Annotated in this window: 14 protein-coding genes; 5 read left to right on the top strand and 9 right to left on the bottom strand. The window is 39.8% G+C overall.

From position 1 onward, the window contains the following. Positions 1–119: 119 nt before the first annotated feature. The 3 genes from ilvD (at position 120) to B6A32_RS19395 (ending at position 5284) form a co-directional block, all read left to right on the top strand. The gene (gene ilvD, locus B6A32_RS00595; protein ID WP_085300826.1) at positions 120–1994 is read left to right on the top strand and encodes a dihydroxy-acid dehydratase; all 1875 of its coding nucleotides are present in this window, start codon (positions 120–122) and stop codon (positions 1992–1994) included. Next, positions 1987–3567: a threonine ammonia-lyase, biosynthetic gene (ilvA, locus tag B6A32_RS00590; RefSeq protein WP_085301504.1), complete on the top strand. Its 1581-nt coding sequence runs from the start codon at positions 1987–1989 to the stop codon at positions 3565–3567. Before ilvD ends, ilvA begins: the two co-directional genes overlap by 8 nt. Before the next feature lie 130 nt (positions 3568–3697). Continuing rightward, positions 3698–5284, top strand: coding sequence for a DUF418 domain-containing protein (locus tag B6A32_RS19395; RefSeq protein ID WP_233131282.1), 1587 nt, complete (start codon positions 3698–3700; stop codon positions 5282–5284). A gap of 51 nt (positions 5285–5335) precedes the next feature. Here B6A32_RS19395 and ubiK read toward each other — a convergent pair whose 3' ends face one another. Then, complete coding sequence (gene ubiK, locus B6A32_RS00580; protein ID WP_085300825.1) at positions 5336–5590, bottom strand: ubiquinone biosynthesis accessory factor UbiK; 255 nt, start codon at positions 5588–5590, stop codon at positions 5336–5338. 176 nt (positions 5591–5766) lie between these two features. On the opposite strand from ubiK, the gene rep reads away from it, so the two are divergent. Both rep and B6A32_RS00570 read left to right on the top strand, forming a co-directional pair. After that, complete coding sequence (gene rep / locus B6A32_RS00575) at positions 5767–7785, top strand: DNA helicase Rep (RefSeq protein ID WP_085301502.1); 2019 nt, start codon at positions 5767–5769, stop codon at positions 7783–7785. A gap of 118 nt (positions 7786–7903) precedes the next feature. Then, positions 7904–8896 (top strand): GGDEF domain-containing protein, encoded by a 993-nt coding sequence (locus B6A32_RS00570; RefSeq protein WP_085300824.1) that lies wholly within the window; start codon positions 7904–7906, stop codon positions 8894–8896. A 53-nt stretch (positions 8897–8949) separates the two neighbouring features. Here B6A32_RS00570 and B6A32_RS00565 read toward each other — a convergent pair whose 3' ends face one another. The 8 genes from B6A32_RS00565 to spoT all read right to left on the bottom strand — a co-directional run bounded on the left by B6A32_RS00565 (position 8950) and on the right by spoT (position 18183). Then, positions 8950–9429: a YehS family protein gene (locus B6A32_RS00565; protein WP_085300823.1), complete on the bottom strand. Its 480-nt coding sequence runs from the start codon at positions 9427–9429 to the stop codon at positions 8950–8952. A 90-nt stretch (positions 9430–9519) separates the two neighbouring features. Then, a complete protein-coding gene (ubiB, locus tag B6A32_RS00560) occupies positions 9520–11085 on the bottom strand; it encodes a ubiquinone biosynthesis regulatory protein kinase UbiB (protein WP_085300822.1) in 1566 nt (521 codons plus the stop codon). 9 nt (positions 11086–11094) lie between these two features. Further along, complete coding sequence (locus B6A32_RS00555; RefSeq protein ID WP_158088433.1) at positions 11095–11724, bottom strand: ubiquinone biosynthesis accessory factor UbiJ; 630 nt, start codon at positions 11722–11724, stop codon at positions 11095–11097. 16 nt (positions 11725–11740) lie between these two features. Continuing rightward, positions 11741–12529, bottom strand: a complete 789-nt coding sequence (gene ubiE / locus B6A32_RS00550; protein WP_085300820.1) for a bifunctional demethylmenaquinone methyltransferase/2-methoxy-6-polyprenyl-1,4-benzoquinol methylase UbiE — start codon at positions 12527–12529, stop codon at positions 11741–11743. Positions 12530–12756: 227 nt separating this feature from the next. Beyond that, positions 12757–14889, bottom strand: coding sequence for an ATP-dependent DNA helicase RecG (gene recG, locus B6A32_RS00545; protein WP_085301501.1), 2133 nt, complete (start codon positions 14887–14889; stop codon positions 12757–12759). Beyond that, a complete protein-coding gene (gene trmH, locus B6A32_RS00540; protein ID WP_085300819.1) occupies positions 14886–15596 on the bottom strand; it encodes a tRNA (guanosine(18)-2'-O)-methyltransferase TrmH in 711 nt (236 codons plus the stop codon). The genes recG and trmH overlap by 4 nt, the downstream gene beginning before the upstream one ends. 72 nt (positions 15597–15668) lie before the next feature. Next, positions 15669–16058, bottom strand: a complete 390-nt coding sequence (locus tag B6A32_RS00535) for a RidA family protein (RefSeq protein ID WP_408607649.1) — start codon at positions 16056–16058, stop codon at positions 15669–15671. Positions 16059–16071: 13 nt separating this feature from the next. Next, the gene (gene spoT, locus B6A32_RS00530; RefSeq protein WP_085300817.1) at positions 16072–18183 is read right to left on the bottom strand and encodes a bifunctional GTP diphosphokinase/guanosine-3',5'-bis pyrophosphate 3'-pyrophosphohydrolase; all 2112 of its coding nucleotides are present in this window, start codon (positions 18181–18183) and stop codon (positions 16072–16074) included. Between the last annotated feature and the right edge of the window lie 18 nt (positions 18184–18201).

Below are 18201 nucleotides of genomic sequence, written 5' to 3'. Positions count from 1 at the left end.
GTAAATCAGCACAGCTGAAAATTATTTTAAAAGCGCATAAATTAATGAATTTTTAAAATAATTTTTATTACATACAACAGTTTATTATCGTATTCATCAAATATATAGGGACTAAGGTCATGCCAAAATTAAGATCAGCAACTTCTACTCAAGGCCGTAATATGGCTGGCGCTCGAGCACTATGGCGTGCAACGGGTATGACAGATGGTGATTTCGGCAAACCTATTATTGCCGTGGTTAACTCATTTACCCAATTTGTACCAGGTCATGTACATTTAAAAGACATGGGGCAACTCGTTGCTGGCGCGATTGAAGAAGCCGGTGGCGTGGCAAAAGAATTTAATACTATTGCTGTTGATGATGGCATTGCTATGGGCCATAGCGGCATGCTCTATAGCTTACCTTCTCGTGATTTAATTGCCGATTCTGTTGAATATATGGTGAATGCTCATTGTGCCGATGCCATGGTGTGTATTTCAAACTGTGACAAAATCACTCCAGGCATGTTAATGGCAGCAATGCGCTTAAATATACCGGTAATTTTTGTTTCTGGTGGTCCAATGGAAGCCGGTAAAACTAAGCTTTCTGACCAAATTATCAAGCTAGATTTAGTTGATGCCATGATTAAAGGCGCTGATCCTACGGTAAGTGATGAAGACAGCGATAAAGTTGAGCGTTCAGCTTGCCCTACCTGTGGTTCATGTTCTGGCATGTTTACCGCAAACTCAATGAACTGTTTAGCAGAAGCATTAGGTTTAGCCTTACCGGGTAACGGTTCAATGTTAGCGACTCATGCCGACCGTGAGCAACTATTTTTAAAAGCAGGTAAAGAAATTGTTAAGCTAACTAAGCGCTATTATCAAGACAATGACGAATCAGCCTTACCACGTAATATTGCCTGTAAAGATGCGTTACATAACGCCATGTGTTTAGACATTGCGATGGGTGGTTCAACCAATACTATTTTACATTTACTTGCTACCGCACAAGAAGCAGAAATTGACTACACCATGGAAGACATGGATAAATTATCTCGCATAGTACCGCAGTTATGTAAGGTTGCCCCTTCAACGCCAGAATATCATATGGAAGACGTGCATCGCGCCGGTGGTGTTATTGCTATTTTAGGTGAGTTGTCACGCGCCAACTTACTTAAAACTGACGTGCCAAATATTTTAGGTACAACATTAGCTGATGTTATCGCCAAATATGATATTAAAGTTACTGACGATGAAGAGGTTAAAAAATTCTACCGAGCAGGCCCTGCCGGTATTCGCACCACTAAAGCATTCAGCCAAGATTGTCGTTGGGATACTTTAGACGACGATCGCGAAAATGGCTGTATTCGAAGCATAGATAACGCCTTTTCATTAGAAGGGGGTTTAGCTGTACTTTCGGGCAATATTGCTGTGGATGGCTGCGTAGTTAAAACCGCAGGTGTTAGTGACGATAATCTTGTATTTACTGGCCCTGCTCACGTATTTGAAAGCCAAGATGCTGCAGTTGCAGGCATATTAGATAAAAAAGTTGTTGCCGGTGAAGTCGTTGTTATTCGTTACGAAGGTCCTAAAGGTGGCCCAGGCATGCAAGAAATGCTGTATCCAACTACGTATTTAAAATCGATGGGATTAGGTAAAGCGTGTGCGTTACTTACTGATGGTCGCTTTTCCGGCGGCACTTCAGGCTTATCTATTGGCCATGTTTCGCCAGAAGCAGCGAGTGGTGGCACTATCGCGTTAGTTGAGCAAGGCGACATTATTCATATTGACATTCCTAATCGCTCAATTAAATTAAAAGTAAGTGAGACAGAGCTAAATCAACGTCGTGATGCTATGAATGCTAAAGGCAAAACCGCATGGAAACCTGCTGAACGTATTCGCCCAATCAGCTATGCATTGAAAAATTACGCCATGTTAGCCACCAGCGCCGACAAAGGTGCAGTACGAAATCGAGAATTACTCGATGGTAATTTTAATGGTGAAAACAATGACTGAGGCTGAACAAACAGCATTAATGCAAACACAAGCGACGCAAGCGCAAGGTTTAGATTACTTACGCAGGATACTGCTTGCACCCGTTTATGATGTAGCGGTTGAAACAGCATTAACACCGATGAGCAAATTGTCGTCACGTTTAGGCAATCAAATATTTCTTAAACGCGAAGATCAACAACCGGTACACTCTTTTAAATTACGCGGTGCATATAACAAGTTAAGTAACCTAACTGAGCAACAATGTTTATACGGCGTTATAGCCGCGTCTGCTGGTAATCATGCACAAGGCTTAGCCTTAGCAGCACATAAACTGGGTATCAAAGCGACGATAGTGATGCCAATAACTACACCTGACATTAAAGTAGATAATGTTAGGCGTTATGGCGCTGAAGTGCGCTTAGTTGGTAAAAGTTTCAACGAGGCACAGCAAGCCTCAATGGCATACGCAGAAGCCGAAAAGAAAACTATTATCCATCCTTTTGATGATAGTGATGTTATTGCAGGCCAAGGCACAGTTGCTAAAGAGCTACTACAACAGCGACCTCATACCGATGTGGTGTTTATTCCTGTTGGCGGCGGCGGTTTGTTAGCCGGTATGGCGGTGTACTTAAAACAACTACAACCTCATATAAAAGTAATAGGCGTTGAAGCAGAAGATTCCGCTTGTTTAAAAGCAGCCTTAGTTGCTGGTAAGCCTGTTGATTTAGCACAAGTTGGATTATTTGCCGATGGTGTTGCGGTTAAACGTATTGGTGAACATACTTTTGATTTGATAAAACATTACTGCGATGACGTGATCACAGTATCTACCGATGAAATCTGTGCTTCAATTAAAGATATTTTTGAACAAACGCGCGTTATATCAGAGCCTGCTGGCGCACTTTCTTTAGCGGGCTTACAAAAATACTGTCAAAGCAGCCAAGGTGATGAATCATTAGTCGCGATTCTTTCAGGCGCAAATATGAACTTTCATACTTTGCGTTATATATCTGAACGCTGTGAGCTAGGTGAGCAGAAAGAAGCAGTATTATCGGTAAAAATTCCAGAAGAAAAAGGCAGCTTTAGAAACTTTTGTAAGGCACTCTCTGGGCGTGTAATTACTGAATTTAATTATCGCTATGCTGATAGCGCTAACGCTTCAAACCCAACACAAAATGCTAATATTTTTGTAGGTGTTCGCCTCGGTGGTGAAAGTAATGAGCGACAAAAACTTATACAAAGTTTACAGCAACAACATTATGAGTTAACTGATTTTACAGAAAACGAACTGGCTAAATTGCACGTTAGGTACATGGTTGGCGGTAAAAACGAATTGTCGGCACAAGAACGTATTTTTCGCTTTCAATTTCCAGAATACCCCGGCGCTTTAGAGAAGTTTTTAGATACGCTTGGCGAGCATTACAATATTACCCTATTTCATTATCGTAATCATGGTGCGGCTTTTGGACAAGTATTAGCGGGTTTTGAAGTAAAGAAATCACATGAAGATAACTTCTTTGCGCATTTAAAAGCCTTAGATTATGAATGCCAAGAAGAAACTGACAACAAAGCTTATCAGACTTTTCTAACCTAAATATCACAATATTTTCATCCTAGGATGTTAACTTCCATTGCATTAAGCAGTTTTAATAGTTAATTAAAGCTGCTTTTTTTGATCAAAAAATTTATATTATTAGGCATAGGAATAATAAAAAGGAAGTTAAATGTCAGGTACTCATGCTGATTTGTCAGGGTCAAATAATGCTCAAAAACCACACCTAGAAAGCCTCTCCCCTATTGCTGTGACAGAACGCATAGACGCCATGGATATTCTTCGTGGTTTAGCCCTGGTTGGCATCTTATTAATGAATATTGAGTGGTTTAATCGCGCAATATCCAATTTAGGCTTTCAAGATACTAACTTAACTGGGTTAGATCATGCCGTAGGTTGGCTGATACGATGTTTTGTAGAAGGTAAATTTTATAAGCTCTTTGCTTTGCTTTTTGGCATGGGCTTCGCCGTAATGTTAATCAGAGCAAAAGCCGCCAACAGGCCTTTTGGCGCTTGGTTTTCCCGCCGTATGCTAGTGTTAATTGTTATCGGTTTATTGCATATGATATTTTTATGGGGCGGTGATATTTTACATGATTACGGGGTAGCTGGACTCTTATTATTAGGCTGGATCACCCTTTTACAAAAACCAAACCTGCAGAAATACGATAATCCGAAATCTTTTTTTAAGCTCTCTGTTGTTTGGTTAACTGTGCCAATAATACTATCAGTACTCGGCGGCATGGGTTTTGGTTTGCTCAATGACAATAATGATTTAACAAGCCAATGGCAGGAGGAAACTCAAATATCTCAACGTGTTGAGGCTATTTGGCTAGAAAAAGAGACATTATTACAACAACAATCTGAAGCCTTAGCTGAGGTTGCGGCAACAGAACAACTAATAGCCCCCACAGAAGAAATAGCGCCTGCTAACGCAGAAAAAAATATAACCGAGACTGCCTTAGGTAATCTTGCTGATGAAGTAGTCGTTATTAACAACACAGGTGAAGAAAGTAGCACCGAGCTTCCTCCAGCCGACTTAATTGAACAACAAGCGCAAGCCATCGTCGAACAGCAAACAGAGATACAGCAAGAGGTAGATGCTGAAATTACAGCATTTACCGCAGATAGCTACTGGCAGGCCACTGAGTTTAGATTCAACTTTGCGTTATTTATGTTGATGTTTACTTTGCCTTTTTCGTTAACCGTGCTTTTACCCATATTTATTTTGGGTTATTGGTTAGTCTCTAGTGGCATCATGCAAAACTATCAACAGCATGCTAGCGCATTTAAAGTCATGGCATATGTTGGTTTAGGGTTAGGCTGTGTGCTTGAAGTAGGAGGATTATTGGTTGTTCAACACCCGGTATCTAATCAAATAGTGCTATTACAAACTGTTGGCGAAGCATTGTTTTATATTGGTCAATTTGTCATGGCGGCAGGATACTTTGGCTTAATTATGCGCTTACTCTGCCATGTTAAATGGCAAAAAATCTTAGCAATATTTACACCGATGGGCAGAATGGCGCTAAGTAATTACCTTATGCATTCTGTTATTTTAACTACAATATTTTATGGTTATGCTGGCGGCTATTTTGGTGAAATATCACGTGCGCCACAAATGCTGATTGTTTTCGCCATTGTGATTTTCCAATTGCTATTTTCACGCTGGTGGTTAAATCACTATGCATTTGGACCATTAGAATGGGTATGGCGCTGTTTATCTTATAAAAAACTGCAATCAATGCGTATTAAGTAGCTGGGTCAAAATAAGGCCTTTGTTTAAATTAAGGCCTTATTCTCTGCTCTGTTACTCTGCCGCGTTTAGCATAGCTTCTAATGCCGCAACTTTAGCTTCAAGATCCGTTAATTTTGCTCGCGTTTTAATTAACACCTGAGTTTGTACATCAAACTCTTCACGAGTTACCACGTCAAGCTGTGAAAGTTTTCGTTGTAAAACAACTTTGGTTTTATCTTCCATTTCATGAGCAAAATCTTTAAATCCTGCAGGAATCGAGTCAGTTACTTGCTTTGCAATTTCTTCTATTTTTTTAGCATTAATCATTTGCGGCTTCTTCATTAGTAAACTATTAGGTTATTGTAAGCGCTTTTAATATTAATATCTCCTTTGCTGGTACAAGAAATTACAAGAGTAAACGTAAAGTTGATGTTGTCTTGCTAGAAAAACAGGTAAAATCTACCGCCAAATATTTTATCCACTAATTGAGTTACAACGCAGCAATGAAATTAAACCCAGGTCAAAATGAAGCAAAAAAATATGTTGATGGTCCGTGCCTAGTATTGGCAGGAGCAGGCAGTGGTAAAACTGGGGTTATTTGTCAGAAAATTGCATACTTAATTCAAAACTGTGGTTATAAGGCGAAAAACATCGCCGCGGTAACTTTTACCAATAAAGCCGCACGTGAAATGAAAGAACGTGTAGTTAAAATGATGGATAAGTCGCAAACAAGAGGTTTAACGGTTTGTACGTTTCACTCTTTAGGTTTAGATATTATCAGAAGAGAGCTAAAAACCTTAGGCTACAAACCTGGCTTTACGCTGTTTGATGATCAAGACAGTTTGGCGTTATTGAAAGAACTGACTCAAGAGCAACTTGATGGCGATAAAGACTTGCTCAGCAGGCTGCAAATGATGATTTCAAATTGGAAAAATGATTTGTTATTGCCTGATGCAGCCATTAAAAATGTCAGCGATGCCGATAGCCTGCAGTTTGCTGAGTTTTATGCCATGTATCAAAAGCATATGAAAGCCTATAACGCGCTAGATTTTGATGACTTAATTTTGATCCCAACATTATTAATGCGTAATTACCCCGAAGTACGGGCCCGCTGGCAACAAAAAATTCAATATATGCTGGTTGATGAATACCAAGATACCAATGCCAGCCAATACGAATTAGTAAAACAAATAACGGGCGAGAAAGGTTTATTGACAGTAGTAGGTGACGATGACCAATCAATATACTCATGGCGTGGTGCTAAACCACAAAACTTGGTGTTATTAGGTGAAGACTACCCGAACCTTAAGCTAATAAAGCTTGAACAAAATTATCGTTCTAGCGGTCGTATATTAAAATGTGCTAATACGTTAATTGCTAATAATCCACATGTTTATGATAAAGCCTTATTTAGTGAGCTAAATTATGGTGTTGAATTACGCGTTCTACAAACTAAAAATGAAGACCATGAAGTAGAGCGAGTTGTAGGGGAGCTCATTGGTCATCGCTTTTTAAATAAGAGTAAATTTAAAGATTACGCCATATTATACCGGGGTAATCATCAATCACGTTTACTTGAAAAAGCCTTAATGACCAATAGAATACCGTACAAAATTAATGGCGGCACCTCGTTTTTCTCACGGTCAGAAATAAAAGACATGATGGCGTTTTTAAGGGTGCTAGTGAACCCAGATGACGACAATGCTTTCTTACGTATTGTTAATGTTCCGCGTCGTGAGATTGGCCCAACAACCTTAGAGAAACTAGGCAGTTATGCCAATATGCGTCAAATAAGCATGTTTGCCGCCAGTTTCGAGTTAGGCTTAGAGCAGCATTTAACGGGTCGTGGGCTACAAAGCGTTCAAAGATTTACACGCTGGTTGGTAGAAACAGCTGATCACGCTGAACGAGGAGAAACATCTGAGGTATTACGTACCATGGTGCGTGAAATTAATTATGAAGATTGGCTCTACGACACTTCACCTAGCGCAAAAGCTGCAGAAATGCGCATGAAAAATGTTACGCAGTTATTTAGCTGGGTTACACAAATGTTGGAAGGTGAAGACGATGAAGAGCCAATGACCTTAGCTCAAGTTGTCACCAGACTGACTTTACGGGATATGATGGAGCGTAATGAAGATGAGGAAGATACCGACCAAGTGCAATTAATGACATTGCACGCTTCGAAAGGGCTCGAATTCCCTTACGTTTTTCTTATTGGTATGGAAGAAGGTTTATTGCCGCATCAAACCAGTATGGATGAAGGTAACGTTGAAGAAGAGCGCCGATTAGCATATGTTGGTATCACTAGGGCTCAGCGCGAATTAATATTTACTTACGCAAGAGAGCGTAGGCAGTTTGGTGAAGTTTCTCGCACTGAAGCAAGTCGATTTTTACATGAATTACCTCAAGATGATTTAAGTTGGGAGCTTACTCAAACAAAACAAAGCGTTGAAAAAAAGCAAGCAGCAGCCAAAATGGGTGTGGCCAACTTACGTGAAATGCTAAAACAAAAAAAATAACGTAAACTATGATTGTTACTATATTATCTATTTGAATTTTAAAATAGATTTCTCTATATTAAGCAGAGAATATAGCGCAGAGTTTGTCAGAAAATTGTCGATTTATTAGGGATATACAATGACACAACGTTCAACAGCAGAAAAAATGCTACTGATATTAAGTGCATTTGCCTTTCTAACGATTACGCCATTTGTATATATTCGGTGGGTTGAGGGTGATATGGTCATGGCAGCCATTGATGCTATTCTTTCTTTAGGCACCGCTATTTTCTTTGTGTTTGTTTTTTATACACGAAAAATAAAGACTGCAAAATTTATCCTTTCCATTTTTTTCTCGATCGCCATTGTTACCATTGTTGCAATTAGAGGGCAGACGCACTTATTTTGGCTATACCCTGGTATGATTGCTTTTTATTATATTTTACCCGCTAGAGCCGCCGGTGCGATTTGTTTTCTTGCTATTTTACTGATTGCTTCAATTATTTTCCCAGTGACTAATATGTTAGATTTTTTAACCATTATTAGTACGTTACTGCTAACAGCCATATTTTCTTATGTTATTTTTAGCAATTTCAACAAAACAAACGATAGGTTGACGTTATTAGCAAGTATCGACCCATTAACTTCTTCTGGAAATCGCCGAGCTTTAGATTTAAAGCTTGAAAAAATCCTTTCAGATCAAAAGCGTGAATCTTCAAAAGTTTCATTGTTATTATTAGATTTAGATCACTTTAAAAAAATTAATGATAGTTATGGTCATGCAAATGGCGATATCGTACTGGTTGAGCTAGTAGAACTCATTCAAAAACATACCCGTTCTCTTGATGACCTTTATCGTTATGGTGGTGAAGAGTTTATTATTTTACCTTTGAAGGTTGATTTATTAGAGGCTAAACAAATTGCTGAGAAATTACGTGCAATAATCGAAAAATCTACTTTTGCCGGTAAGATTTCTGCCACGGTTTCAATTGGTGTTGCTCAATATCGAGCAGGTGAAACTGCTGAAGCATGGATTAGTCGCGCCGATGCTGCCCTTTATGTTGCTAAAGATAGCGGACGTAATCGCGTGGTGGCTGAATCAGAGCTAAATAAAGAAAACGATCACAGCTAAACCTATGGGGAGAAATGAAACTAAGTAAAAGCTTAGCTTCATTTATATGGGCCTTACTCTTTTATCATTAAAACCGCTTGTCTCTTTTGTAAATGTAAGCCATTAAAAAACTTTAATAAAGTCTCATCGGTACAGGTGCAATAGTGCTTATGATCTGTCTTTCTAAAAAACGCACTAAGCTCATGCTTACTCAAGGTGAGCTCAGCTGTATCAAGTAAAGCAATAATGTCTTCTGCTTTCAAAGCGAGTGCTATTTTTACTTTATTAAAGACGATATTGTTATTTATTGACTGATTTAAAAGCGCTTGTGCGCCTTCTTTTGCTCCGCGGTTTGCGATAATTAAACCATCAAGGAAGCTAGCTAGCTGATTATCTGCAATGCGAGCAAAGCTTGGCTCACCATTCTTACGGAAGAAATTGTTAATGTCTTCATCGGTTTTTGGGCACTGCGCCTGCTGAAAAATGGTCGCTATTTTTTCATTGCTCAGCGTAAAGATATAACGAATGTGATGTAAAACTTCGTTGTTAGTCATGGTTATTCCTGTTTAATTGTTCTATTTTTTACTACTGAACAGTAACGCTAAATATTAGTTTCAGCGCTAAAATAGTGAAAGATCACTTTATCAAGTAAAGCTAATGGTTAAGCAAATAGCGAGCGTGGCAATAATAACCAACTTTGTCATTTGCTTACTGTGTTGTTGCTGCTGCAATTGCATCTGTTGCATCGACTTTAACTGCAGCCGTTGTGCTTCGCGATTAGTTTTTAAGTAATCGTAGACTAAATCGGGAATTTCCGGCAGTTTTTCATTCCAAAATGGTAAATTGTCTTTTACCTTTTTATATACGGCTTTAATACCCATTTGCTCTTTAACCCAGTTCTCTAGAAATGGCTTCGCTGTTTGCCAAAGATCTAACGCTGGATAGAGCTGACGGCCTAAGCCCTCAATATAGAGTAGTGTTTTTTGTAACAACACTAACTGGGGTTGTACTTCCATATTAAAACGGCGAGCGGTATTAAAAAGGTTAACTAGCACCTGCCCAAATGATATTTCCGACAAAGGTTTATTAAATATTGGCTCGCAAACCGTGCGAATGGCAAACTCAAATTCATCAACACTGGTATCACTCGGCACCCAGCCTGAGTCAACATGCAACTGCGCGACTTTGCGATAATCGCGATTAAAAAAAGCGACAAAGTTTTCGGCTAAATAACGTTTATCTTCACGATTTAAAGTGCCAACAATGCCGTAATCTATAGCTATCCAAGTAGGATCTGCTGGCTTAGTGGCGTTAACAAAAACATTGCCTGGGTGCATGTCAGCGTGAAAAAAACTATCACGAAACACTTGGGTAAAAAAGACTTCTACGCCACGTTCGGCAAGTAACTTCATATCGACATTATTGGCTTGTAATGTCTCAATTTCACCGACACCGATACCGTAAATTCGCTCCATTACCATAACGTTTTTCGAACAGTATTCGCTATACACCTCTGGCACGTATAGCACTTTGTCACTGTCTCGCCCTTGACTAAAGTTACGCTTTAATTGCATAGCATTAGCGGCTTCACGATTTAAATCTAGTTCTTCTAAAATGGTTTTTTCATATTCGGCAACCACTTCAACTGGTCGTAAACGCTTACCATCAGGCAACCATCGAGCAACTATTTTGGCGAAAGACGACATAACGTTTATATCGGCTAATATAGTTTTGGCAATATTAGGTCGCAAAACTTTCAAAACAACGTTTTTATCGCCATCGTCGTGCATCATAGTGGCAGTATGCACTTGCGCAATTGAAGCTGATGCTAAAGGAGCGCGATCAAAGTCTTTAAAATATGCTTGAAATATTTCAACACCCATTGCCGCAATAATGATGCGTTCGGCTTCTTCACCGGCAAATGCAGGCACTTTATCTTGTAATAAAGTTAGTTCATTGGCGAAGTCGTCAGGTAGCAAATCTCGACGAGTAGAGAGCATTTGACCAAACTTAACAAATACTGGCCCTAATGACTCGATTGCGAGTCTAAATCGTAGTGCTTTAGGTTTATCGCGATGTTTATTTCGCAGCCAAAATAAAGACTTGCGAGCTATTTTTATATACCACGGCAAATATTTTTTCGGTAACAGCTCATCAAGCCCATACTGAAGAAATGTTTTTACTATTTTGTATAAACGTTTGCTACTCACCACAGACCCTTATGAACTTGCATTGAAGCGATTTATTAAGTTTTCGATACGTTGGCTTAACTTTGGCAACTGTTGTTCTATAACATCTACATCGCGATTAAAAGATGATAATTCGGCTGATGTTACTATTAAACGCTTTTCATGAACGAGCCATTCGCTAGCGTCTGCTTGAATTTGTTGTCGTGCAAAGTTTAACTTATCCACTATTTTTCGCCCTAACTGGCCCAGTTTGTAAGCTGGAATATCGCCAATTCTTTTCGCTAGTTCACTCTGCCAATCAATATCAAGTGATTGAGCAATATCGGCGAAACGCTGCGCAACTTTTAAATCGCCTTGAATATCGAGTTTATCATTTCTTATTAAGTCAGTAAGTTGTTGTTCTTTTTGCAGCTCAATCAAGGTACTAACACTGGTAACAAGGCAACAGTCGTAGTGTGCTTCGCTAGTGCTAACATGTATTTTTTCATTGTTAACAGTAAAACTTAAGGGAAATGGTAATTCACCAAGCTTCACGGTCAGTGTTTTTTCAGATAAAGGTTTTAATGCGCGTGTGCCATGTAAGTTGTAGCGCAAAAACTGCTCGATCAACTTTTCCAACATGGCACTTAAGGCCTGGGCAAACATAAGTTGCTGACTCATAGTCTGAGGCATAAGGTTAAAATTTATAACCTTTGTGCAAGGCAACAACACCGCCTGTTAAGTTCTTAAAGCTGGTTTGCTCAAAACCTGCATTATCCATCATAGATTTTAGGGTTTCTTGATCTGGGTGCATACGAATTGATTCAGCTAAATACTGGTAACTATCGCCGTCTTTAGCCACTAACTCACCCATTTTAGGTAAGATATTAAACGAGTAAAAATCGTACGCTTTATTGACTAGTTCATGCTCAGGTTTTGAAAACTCTAATACCAATAGTCGACCACCAGGCTTAAGCACACGATACATAGAGCGTAATGCCATGTCTTTATCGGTAACGTTGCGTAAACCAAAGGCTATTGTGATCACGTCAAAGGTATTATCTTCAAACGGTAAGTATTGAGCATTGGCTTGTACGTACTCAATGTTTTGTACTAAACCACGATCGCGTAGTTTGTCGCGACCTACATTGAGCATTGAGCTGTTAATGTCGGCTAATATTACCTTTCCTTCACGACCCACAAGTTGAGAGAATTTAGCGGTTAAGTCACCCGTACCTCCGGCTAAATCTAATACTTTGTTACCCGGACGTACGCCACTTGCGTCAATGGTAAAACGTTTCCATAAGCGATGAATACCAAATGACATCAGATCATTCATTACATCATATTGCTGTGCAACAGAATGAAATACGCTGGCAACTTTCGACTCTTTTTCATTTTTTTCGACCGTTTGGAAACCAAAGTGAGTAGTGGCTTCTTCGCTGTTGTCGTTATGAGTAGGATGATTTTGATCGTGTGAAGACATCATGGTTTCGCTATAAACTAAAGTTACTGCTAGTTTACCGCATTTTTTTAGAATTATTAACACTTCAAATCAAGGTGACAGATATTTATGGCAAATGCATTAGTTAGGTAACTTTTAAAGCCGATAATGGCTTTAACAAAAGCGCGAATTTATTAATGTTTATTTGAACACAACTTTCTCTAAACCATAATTTTTGAGGTATTTAACTAATAAACTTACCATTACAGTTAGGCATTTGAATATCTCTCTCGATTGGCTAACCAACGATCGATTAAAGCGTTGGCTTTATCAGGATACTGTCGCCATATCAGGTGCGCTTGTTGTTGAACTTCTGGGATTAAGTAAGCGTCTCGCTGTAAATCTGCTATTCTCAAATCGGCTAAACCGGTTTGTTTAGTGCCTAATAGCTCACCAGGGCCTCGAATTTCTAAATCTTTTTGTGCAATAACAAAACCATCGTTACTTTCTCTAAGTACTTTTAACCTTTTAGTCGCTGTTTTCGTCAGTGGTGCTTTGTACATTAATACACAATGGGACGCTACTGAACCGCGACCAACACGACCACGTAGTTGATGGAGCTGCGCTAAACCTAAACGCTCTGGGTTTTCAATTACCATTAAGCTTGCATTAGGTACATCAACACCCACTTCAATTACCGTTGTAGCAACCAGTACGTTAAGTTCGCCAACTTTAAATTGGTCCATTACGGCTTGTTTTTCGTCGGCTTTCATTCGGCCATGCACCAAGCCAATTTTCAAATCAGATAATTGTGCCTGTAAATACACTGCGGTATCTTCAGCAGCTTGACATTGCAGGGCCTCCGACTCTTCAATTAAGGTACAAACCCAATAAGCTTGTCGATTATCGTTTGTACAACCTTGACGAATACGTTCAATTACATCGTCACGGCGACTATCAGGTAATGCGACTGTGGTGATCGGTGTTCGGCCAGGTGGCAGTTCATCAATAACCGAGGTATCTAAATCAGCATAAGCCGTCATTGCCAGCGTACGTGGAATAGGAGTTGCCGTCATAATTAATTGATGTGGATAATTACCTTGCCAAGCGCCTTTTTCACGTAATGATAAACGCTGATGCACACCAAATTTATGCTGCTCATCAATAATAATTAAGCCGAGTTTGTTAAATATCACTTGCTCTTGAAATAAAGCATGAGTGCCAACAACCATTTGCATATTACCGTTTTCAATATGCTCTAAGGCGCTGCGCCTAGCTTTTGCTTTGGTTTTTCCGACCAGCCAACCGACCGTAATATTGAGCGGTTCAAACCATTTTTTAAAATTAATGGCATGCTGTTCAGCTAATATTTCAGTTGGTGCCATTAAAGCAACTTGAAAACCTTGGCCAATGGCAGTGAGTGCGGCTAATGCAGCCACTAAAGTTTTTCCTGAGCCTACGTCACCTTGTACCAAGCGCATCATAGGCAAAGGCTTGAGTAGATCGGTTCGTATTTCTGCTGTAACACGTGCTTGAGCGCCCGTAGGTGAAAAGGGTAATGATGCTAAAAAGTTCTTTTCCAGTGCTGTATCTATTGCTAACACAACCGCGGGGTGATGATCACTAGCCGCTCTTAACTTCAACATACTTAGGTTATGAGCTAAAAGCTCTTCTTTAATCAACCTTAGCTGCGCCGGATGCTTACCTTCTTCCATTAATACCACTGAAGTTTCAGGCGGCGGACGATGAATTAAGGCTAACGCAGACGCTAAACTATATTGTTGATGGTTAATTTCTTCAGGCAGTAATTCTTCAACATGGCCGCGCTTTAAGCGAATTAACGCTTGTTCGGTTAAATTTCGCAGCGATATTTGTCGTAAACCATCAGTTGTTGAGTAAACGGGGGTTAGGGTTTCTTCCACTGGAGTTAATGGTTGGTCTTGATCGAGCGCTTTATATTCTGGATGCACTATTTCAAAGCCACGCATTCCACGGTTTACTTCACCGTAGCAACGAATATTTAGTCCAACTGCCAAGCTATTTTTTTGGCTAGCTGAAAAATGAAAAAAACGTAAATTAATGCTACCTGTACCATCATTAATGGTTACTAGCATCATTCTACGTTTGCCTTGAATTATTTCGTTCTGTGTAACTTCACCGATAATATTGGTGAATAAACCGGGAATTAGATCACGAACAGCTGTAACCCGGGTGCGGTCTTCGTAGCGAAGCGGTAAATGAAAAAGTAAGTCTTGTAACGACACTAGACCTACTTTTTCGAGTTTCGCTGCCATACCAGGGCCAACACCTTTTAACGTTGTAACGGGTATTTGGGCTAAATTAGATAGCGCTTCGATTTGGCGAGACACCGCAGACTCCCTTGCTGTAGGTTTATTGGTTATTCGTCGTCGATTTTCTTCCAAGCATCTTGAGTCATTTGCATTTGTTGCCACCACTGCTCTGAAGCAACTATTTGTCCGTCTTCATCAATCTCTGGATATGGTAAGCCTTTACGCTGACAAGCGGTAGCAAAAATAGGGTGTCCACCTTCAAATAATATCCGTTGACGGCGTTCGTGGCTTATTCTTGGTTGTTGATATAAACCTGCTGCTTGGCGCTGTCGCTGGGCTTCATATAACACCACAGAACAGGCAACTGAAACATTTAATGACTGCACCATGCCAACCATAGGTATAACAATATCTTGGTCAGCCATTTCTAGTGCTTTAGCAGAAGCGCCAAACTTTTCTTGCCCTAAAATAATAGCGGTAGGTTTGGTATAGTCAATTTCTCGAAAGTCTACTGCGGTATCTGATAAGTTAGTGACCAATACCTGCATGCCTTGATTTTTTAATTCAGTGATTGCATCTTCAGTATTACTGTAATCGTGCACATCTATCCAATTTTGACTACCCGCAGCACTTCCGCCCGAAAGGCGCATGGTTTCATTCTTCCATACGGCATGTACATCACTAATACCTATAGCGTCAGCTGTTCGAACAACCGCGGCTAAGTTATGAGTTTTATGCACGCCTTCCATACATACGGTTAAGTCGGGTTGGCGTTGATCTAGCATGCTGTTAATTCTTTGTAGTCTATCTGGTGTCATATACGTGTTCTAAAGTTGGTTATTTATTAATATATCTTTATCGAATTTATCGTTTACATGAAGCGATGTTTATTAACTGTAGTTAGGTAATTCCATAATACCGTCAATTTCAATAGCAACATCTTTTGGTAACCGAGCCACTTGCACCGCTGCGCGTGCAGGGTAAGGTTGTGAAAAATACTGGCTCATAATTTCATTAACGGTCGCGAAATTAGCAAGATCTTGTAAAAATATATTCACTTTTACCAGATCATTAATATTGCCACCTGCCGCTTCACATACTGCAACAATATTTTTAAAAACTTGTTGTGTTTGCTCAGCAAAATCTTCAGAAACAATTTCCATCGTTTCAGGCACTAATGGAATTTGTCCTGAAAGATAAACGGTATTATTTACCTTAACTGCTTGGCTGTATGTCCCGATTGCACTAGGTGCACTGTCTGTATTAATAATGGTTTTCATAATTTTCCTAAAGCTATTTATTACGAACTACGCGTTGAACGTCGCCCATAACTTTAATTTTTCTGATGATGTCGGCAAGATGAACCCTGTTCCGACAAGTAATTTCTATATCGATAAGATACAAGCCTGACTCTTTTTCACCTGAATTAAGTGAGTGAACATTTGAGCCACAACGAGCGACCACATTGGTTAATGCTGCCAATGCACCTTTATGGTTAAGAATTTCAATACGTAACTTAGCAATAAAATCTCGATCTATGTCAGTATCCCAGCGCACAGGGAATAAACTGCCTTGCTCATGACCTTTGTTATTACGACAGCCATGTTGGTGCACCATTAAACCTTTTCCTGGGCTTAGGTAGGCTAATATTGAATCGCCAGGAATAGGGCGACAACATTTACCATAACTAACCATCATGCCTTCGGTGCCTTTAATTGGCATTTTATTTTTAGTTGCTGCAGGCTTAAGCAGATCAGACTCTTCGGTAAACTCGTCTTTCAAGCGCTTAGCAATACCTATACTTAAGGCATTACCCAAACCTATGTTTATCAGTAACTCTTCAACATTACTGTTACCTGTATCCTTAACCACTTGGGTTAATTTTTCTTCAGCAATATCTTCTAGCTTGGTAGCTCCAAGTGCATGGCTCAGTAACCTACGTCCTAACGCTAACGACTCGGTTTTTTCTTGCGATCGTAAGTATGTACGAATTTGCAAGCGAGCTTTGGCGGTAACAACAAAGTTAAGCCAAGTGGCGTTTGGTCTGGCGGCTGTTGAGGTTACAACCTCTATGGTTTGGCCTGAATCTAATGGCTTACTTAATGGGAAAGGTTTACGTTCAACTTTAACGCCTACACATGAGTTACCAACATCAGTATGAACAGCATAAGCAAAGTCAACCGCGGTTGCGCCCATCGGTAATTCAACAATGCGACCATCAGGGGTGAAAACATAAATTTCTTCTGGAAATAAATCCGATTTTACATTTTCGATAAACTCAAACGAACTGCCCGCGCTTTGCTGTAGTTCTAATAAACTTTGCATCCATCGACGTGCTTTCATCTGTGCTGTGGTGCCAGTATCTTCACCATCTTGTTTATATAACCAATGCGCCGCAACACCTTTATCTGCCATTTGGTCCATATCGTTGGTACGAATTTGTATCTCAACCGGAATACCATGCGGACCAATTAAAGAGGTGTGCAATGACTGATAGCCGTTAGTTTTTGGTATAGCAATATAGTCTTTAAATCTAGACTCGATAGGTTTAAATAAATTATGAGCTGCGCCTAAAGCACGGTAACAGTCGTCTATTTTATCACCAACAATAATTCTAAAAGCATAAATATCCATAACTTCATTGAACATAAGCTCTTTATTGCGCATTTTTCGATAAATTGAATAGAGATGTTTTTCTCGGCCAATAACTTGCGCTTTAATGCCATTTTCCGCTAAGCGGCTAGTGACTTCTTGTTGAATATTATTGATAATTTCTTTGCGGTTACCACGTGCTTGTTTAACGGCTGATTTTAACGCACGTGAGCGCATAGGATATAATGCTTCAAAACCTAAAACTTCTAATTCATTTTTTACATCGTGAATACCCAGACGATTAGCAATTGGGGCATAAATTTCTAATGTTTCTCGGGCAATACGACGACGTTTATCAGGTCGTAAAGAGCCTAGTGTACGCATGTTATGCGTGCGGTCAGCGAGTTTAATCAAAATAACGCGTATGTCTTGCACCATGGCTAAGATCATTTTACGGAAGTTTTCCGCCTGCATTTCTTCTTTATTATCAAACTTTAGCTTGTCTAGTTTACTAACACCTTCAACCAATTCAGCAACCGTATGACCAAAAAGCTCTGAAAGCTGATCTTTGGTTACCGGAGTGTCTTCAATGACGTCGTGCAGTAATGCTGCCATTAGCGTTTCGTGATCTAGGTGCATTTTGGCGAGATTCAGCGCAACGGCTACGGGGTGGGTTATATATGGCTCACCACTAGAACGCATTTGGCCATCGTGGGCCTCGCGCGCAACAATATAGGCCTGCTTTAGCAGGTCAATTTGTACTTTCGATAAATAACTTGATACATGTTCTTTTAGTGGTTCAAAAAGGTACACCCAATAATTCCCTGATGA

This window comes from Colwellia polaris (assembly GCF_002104515.1).
Taxonomy (GTDB): domain Bacteria; phylum Pseudomonadota; class Gammaproteobacteria; order Enterobacterales; family Alteromonadaceae; genus Cognaticolwellia; species Cognaticolwellia polaris.
The sequence above is the reverse complement of the archived record's forward strand: the minus strand, read 5'-3'. Positions and strand labels throughout refer to the sequence as shown.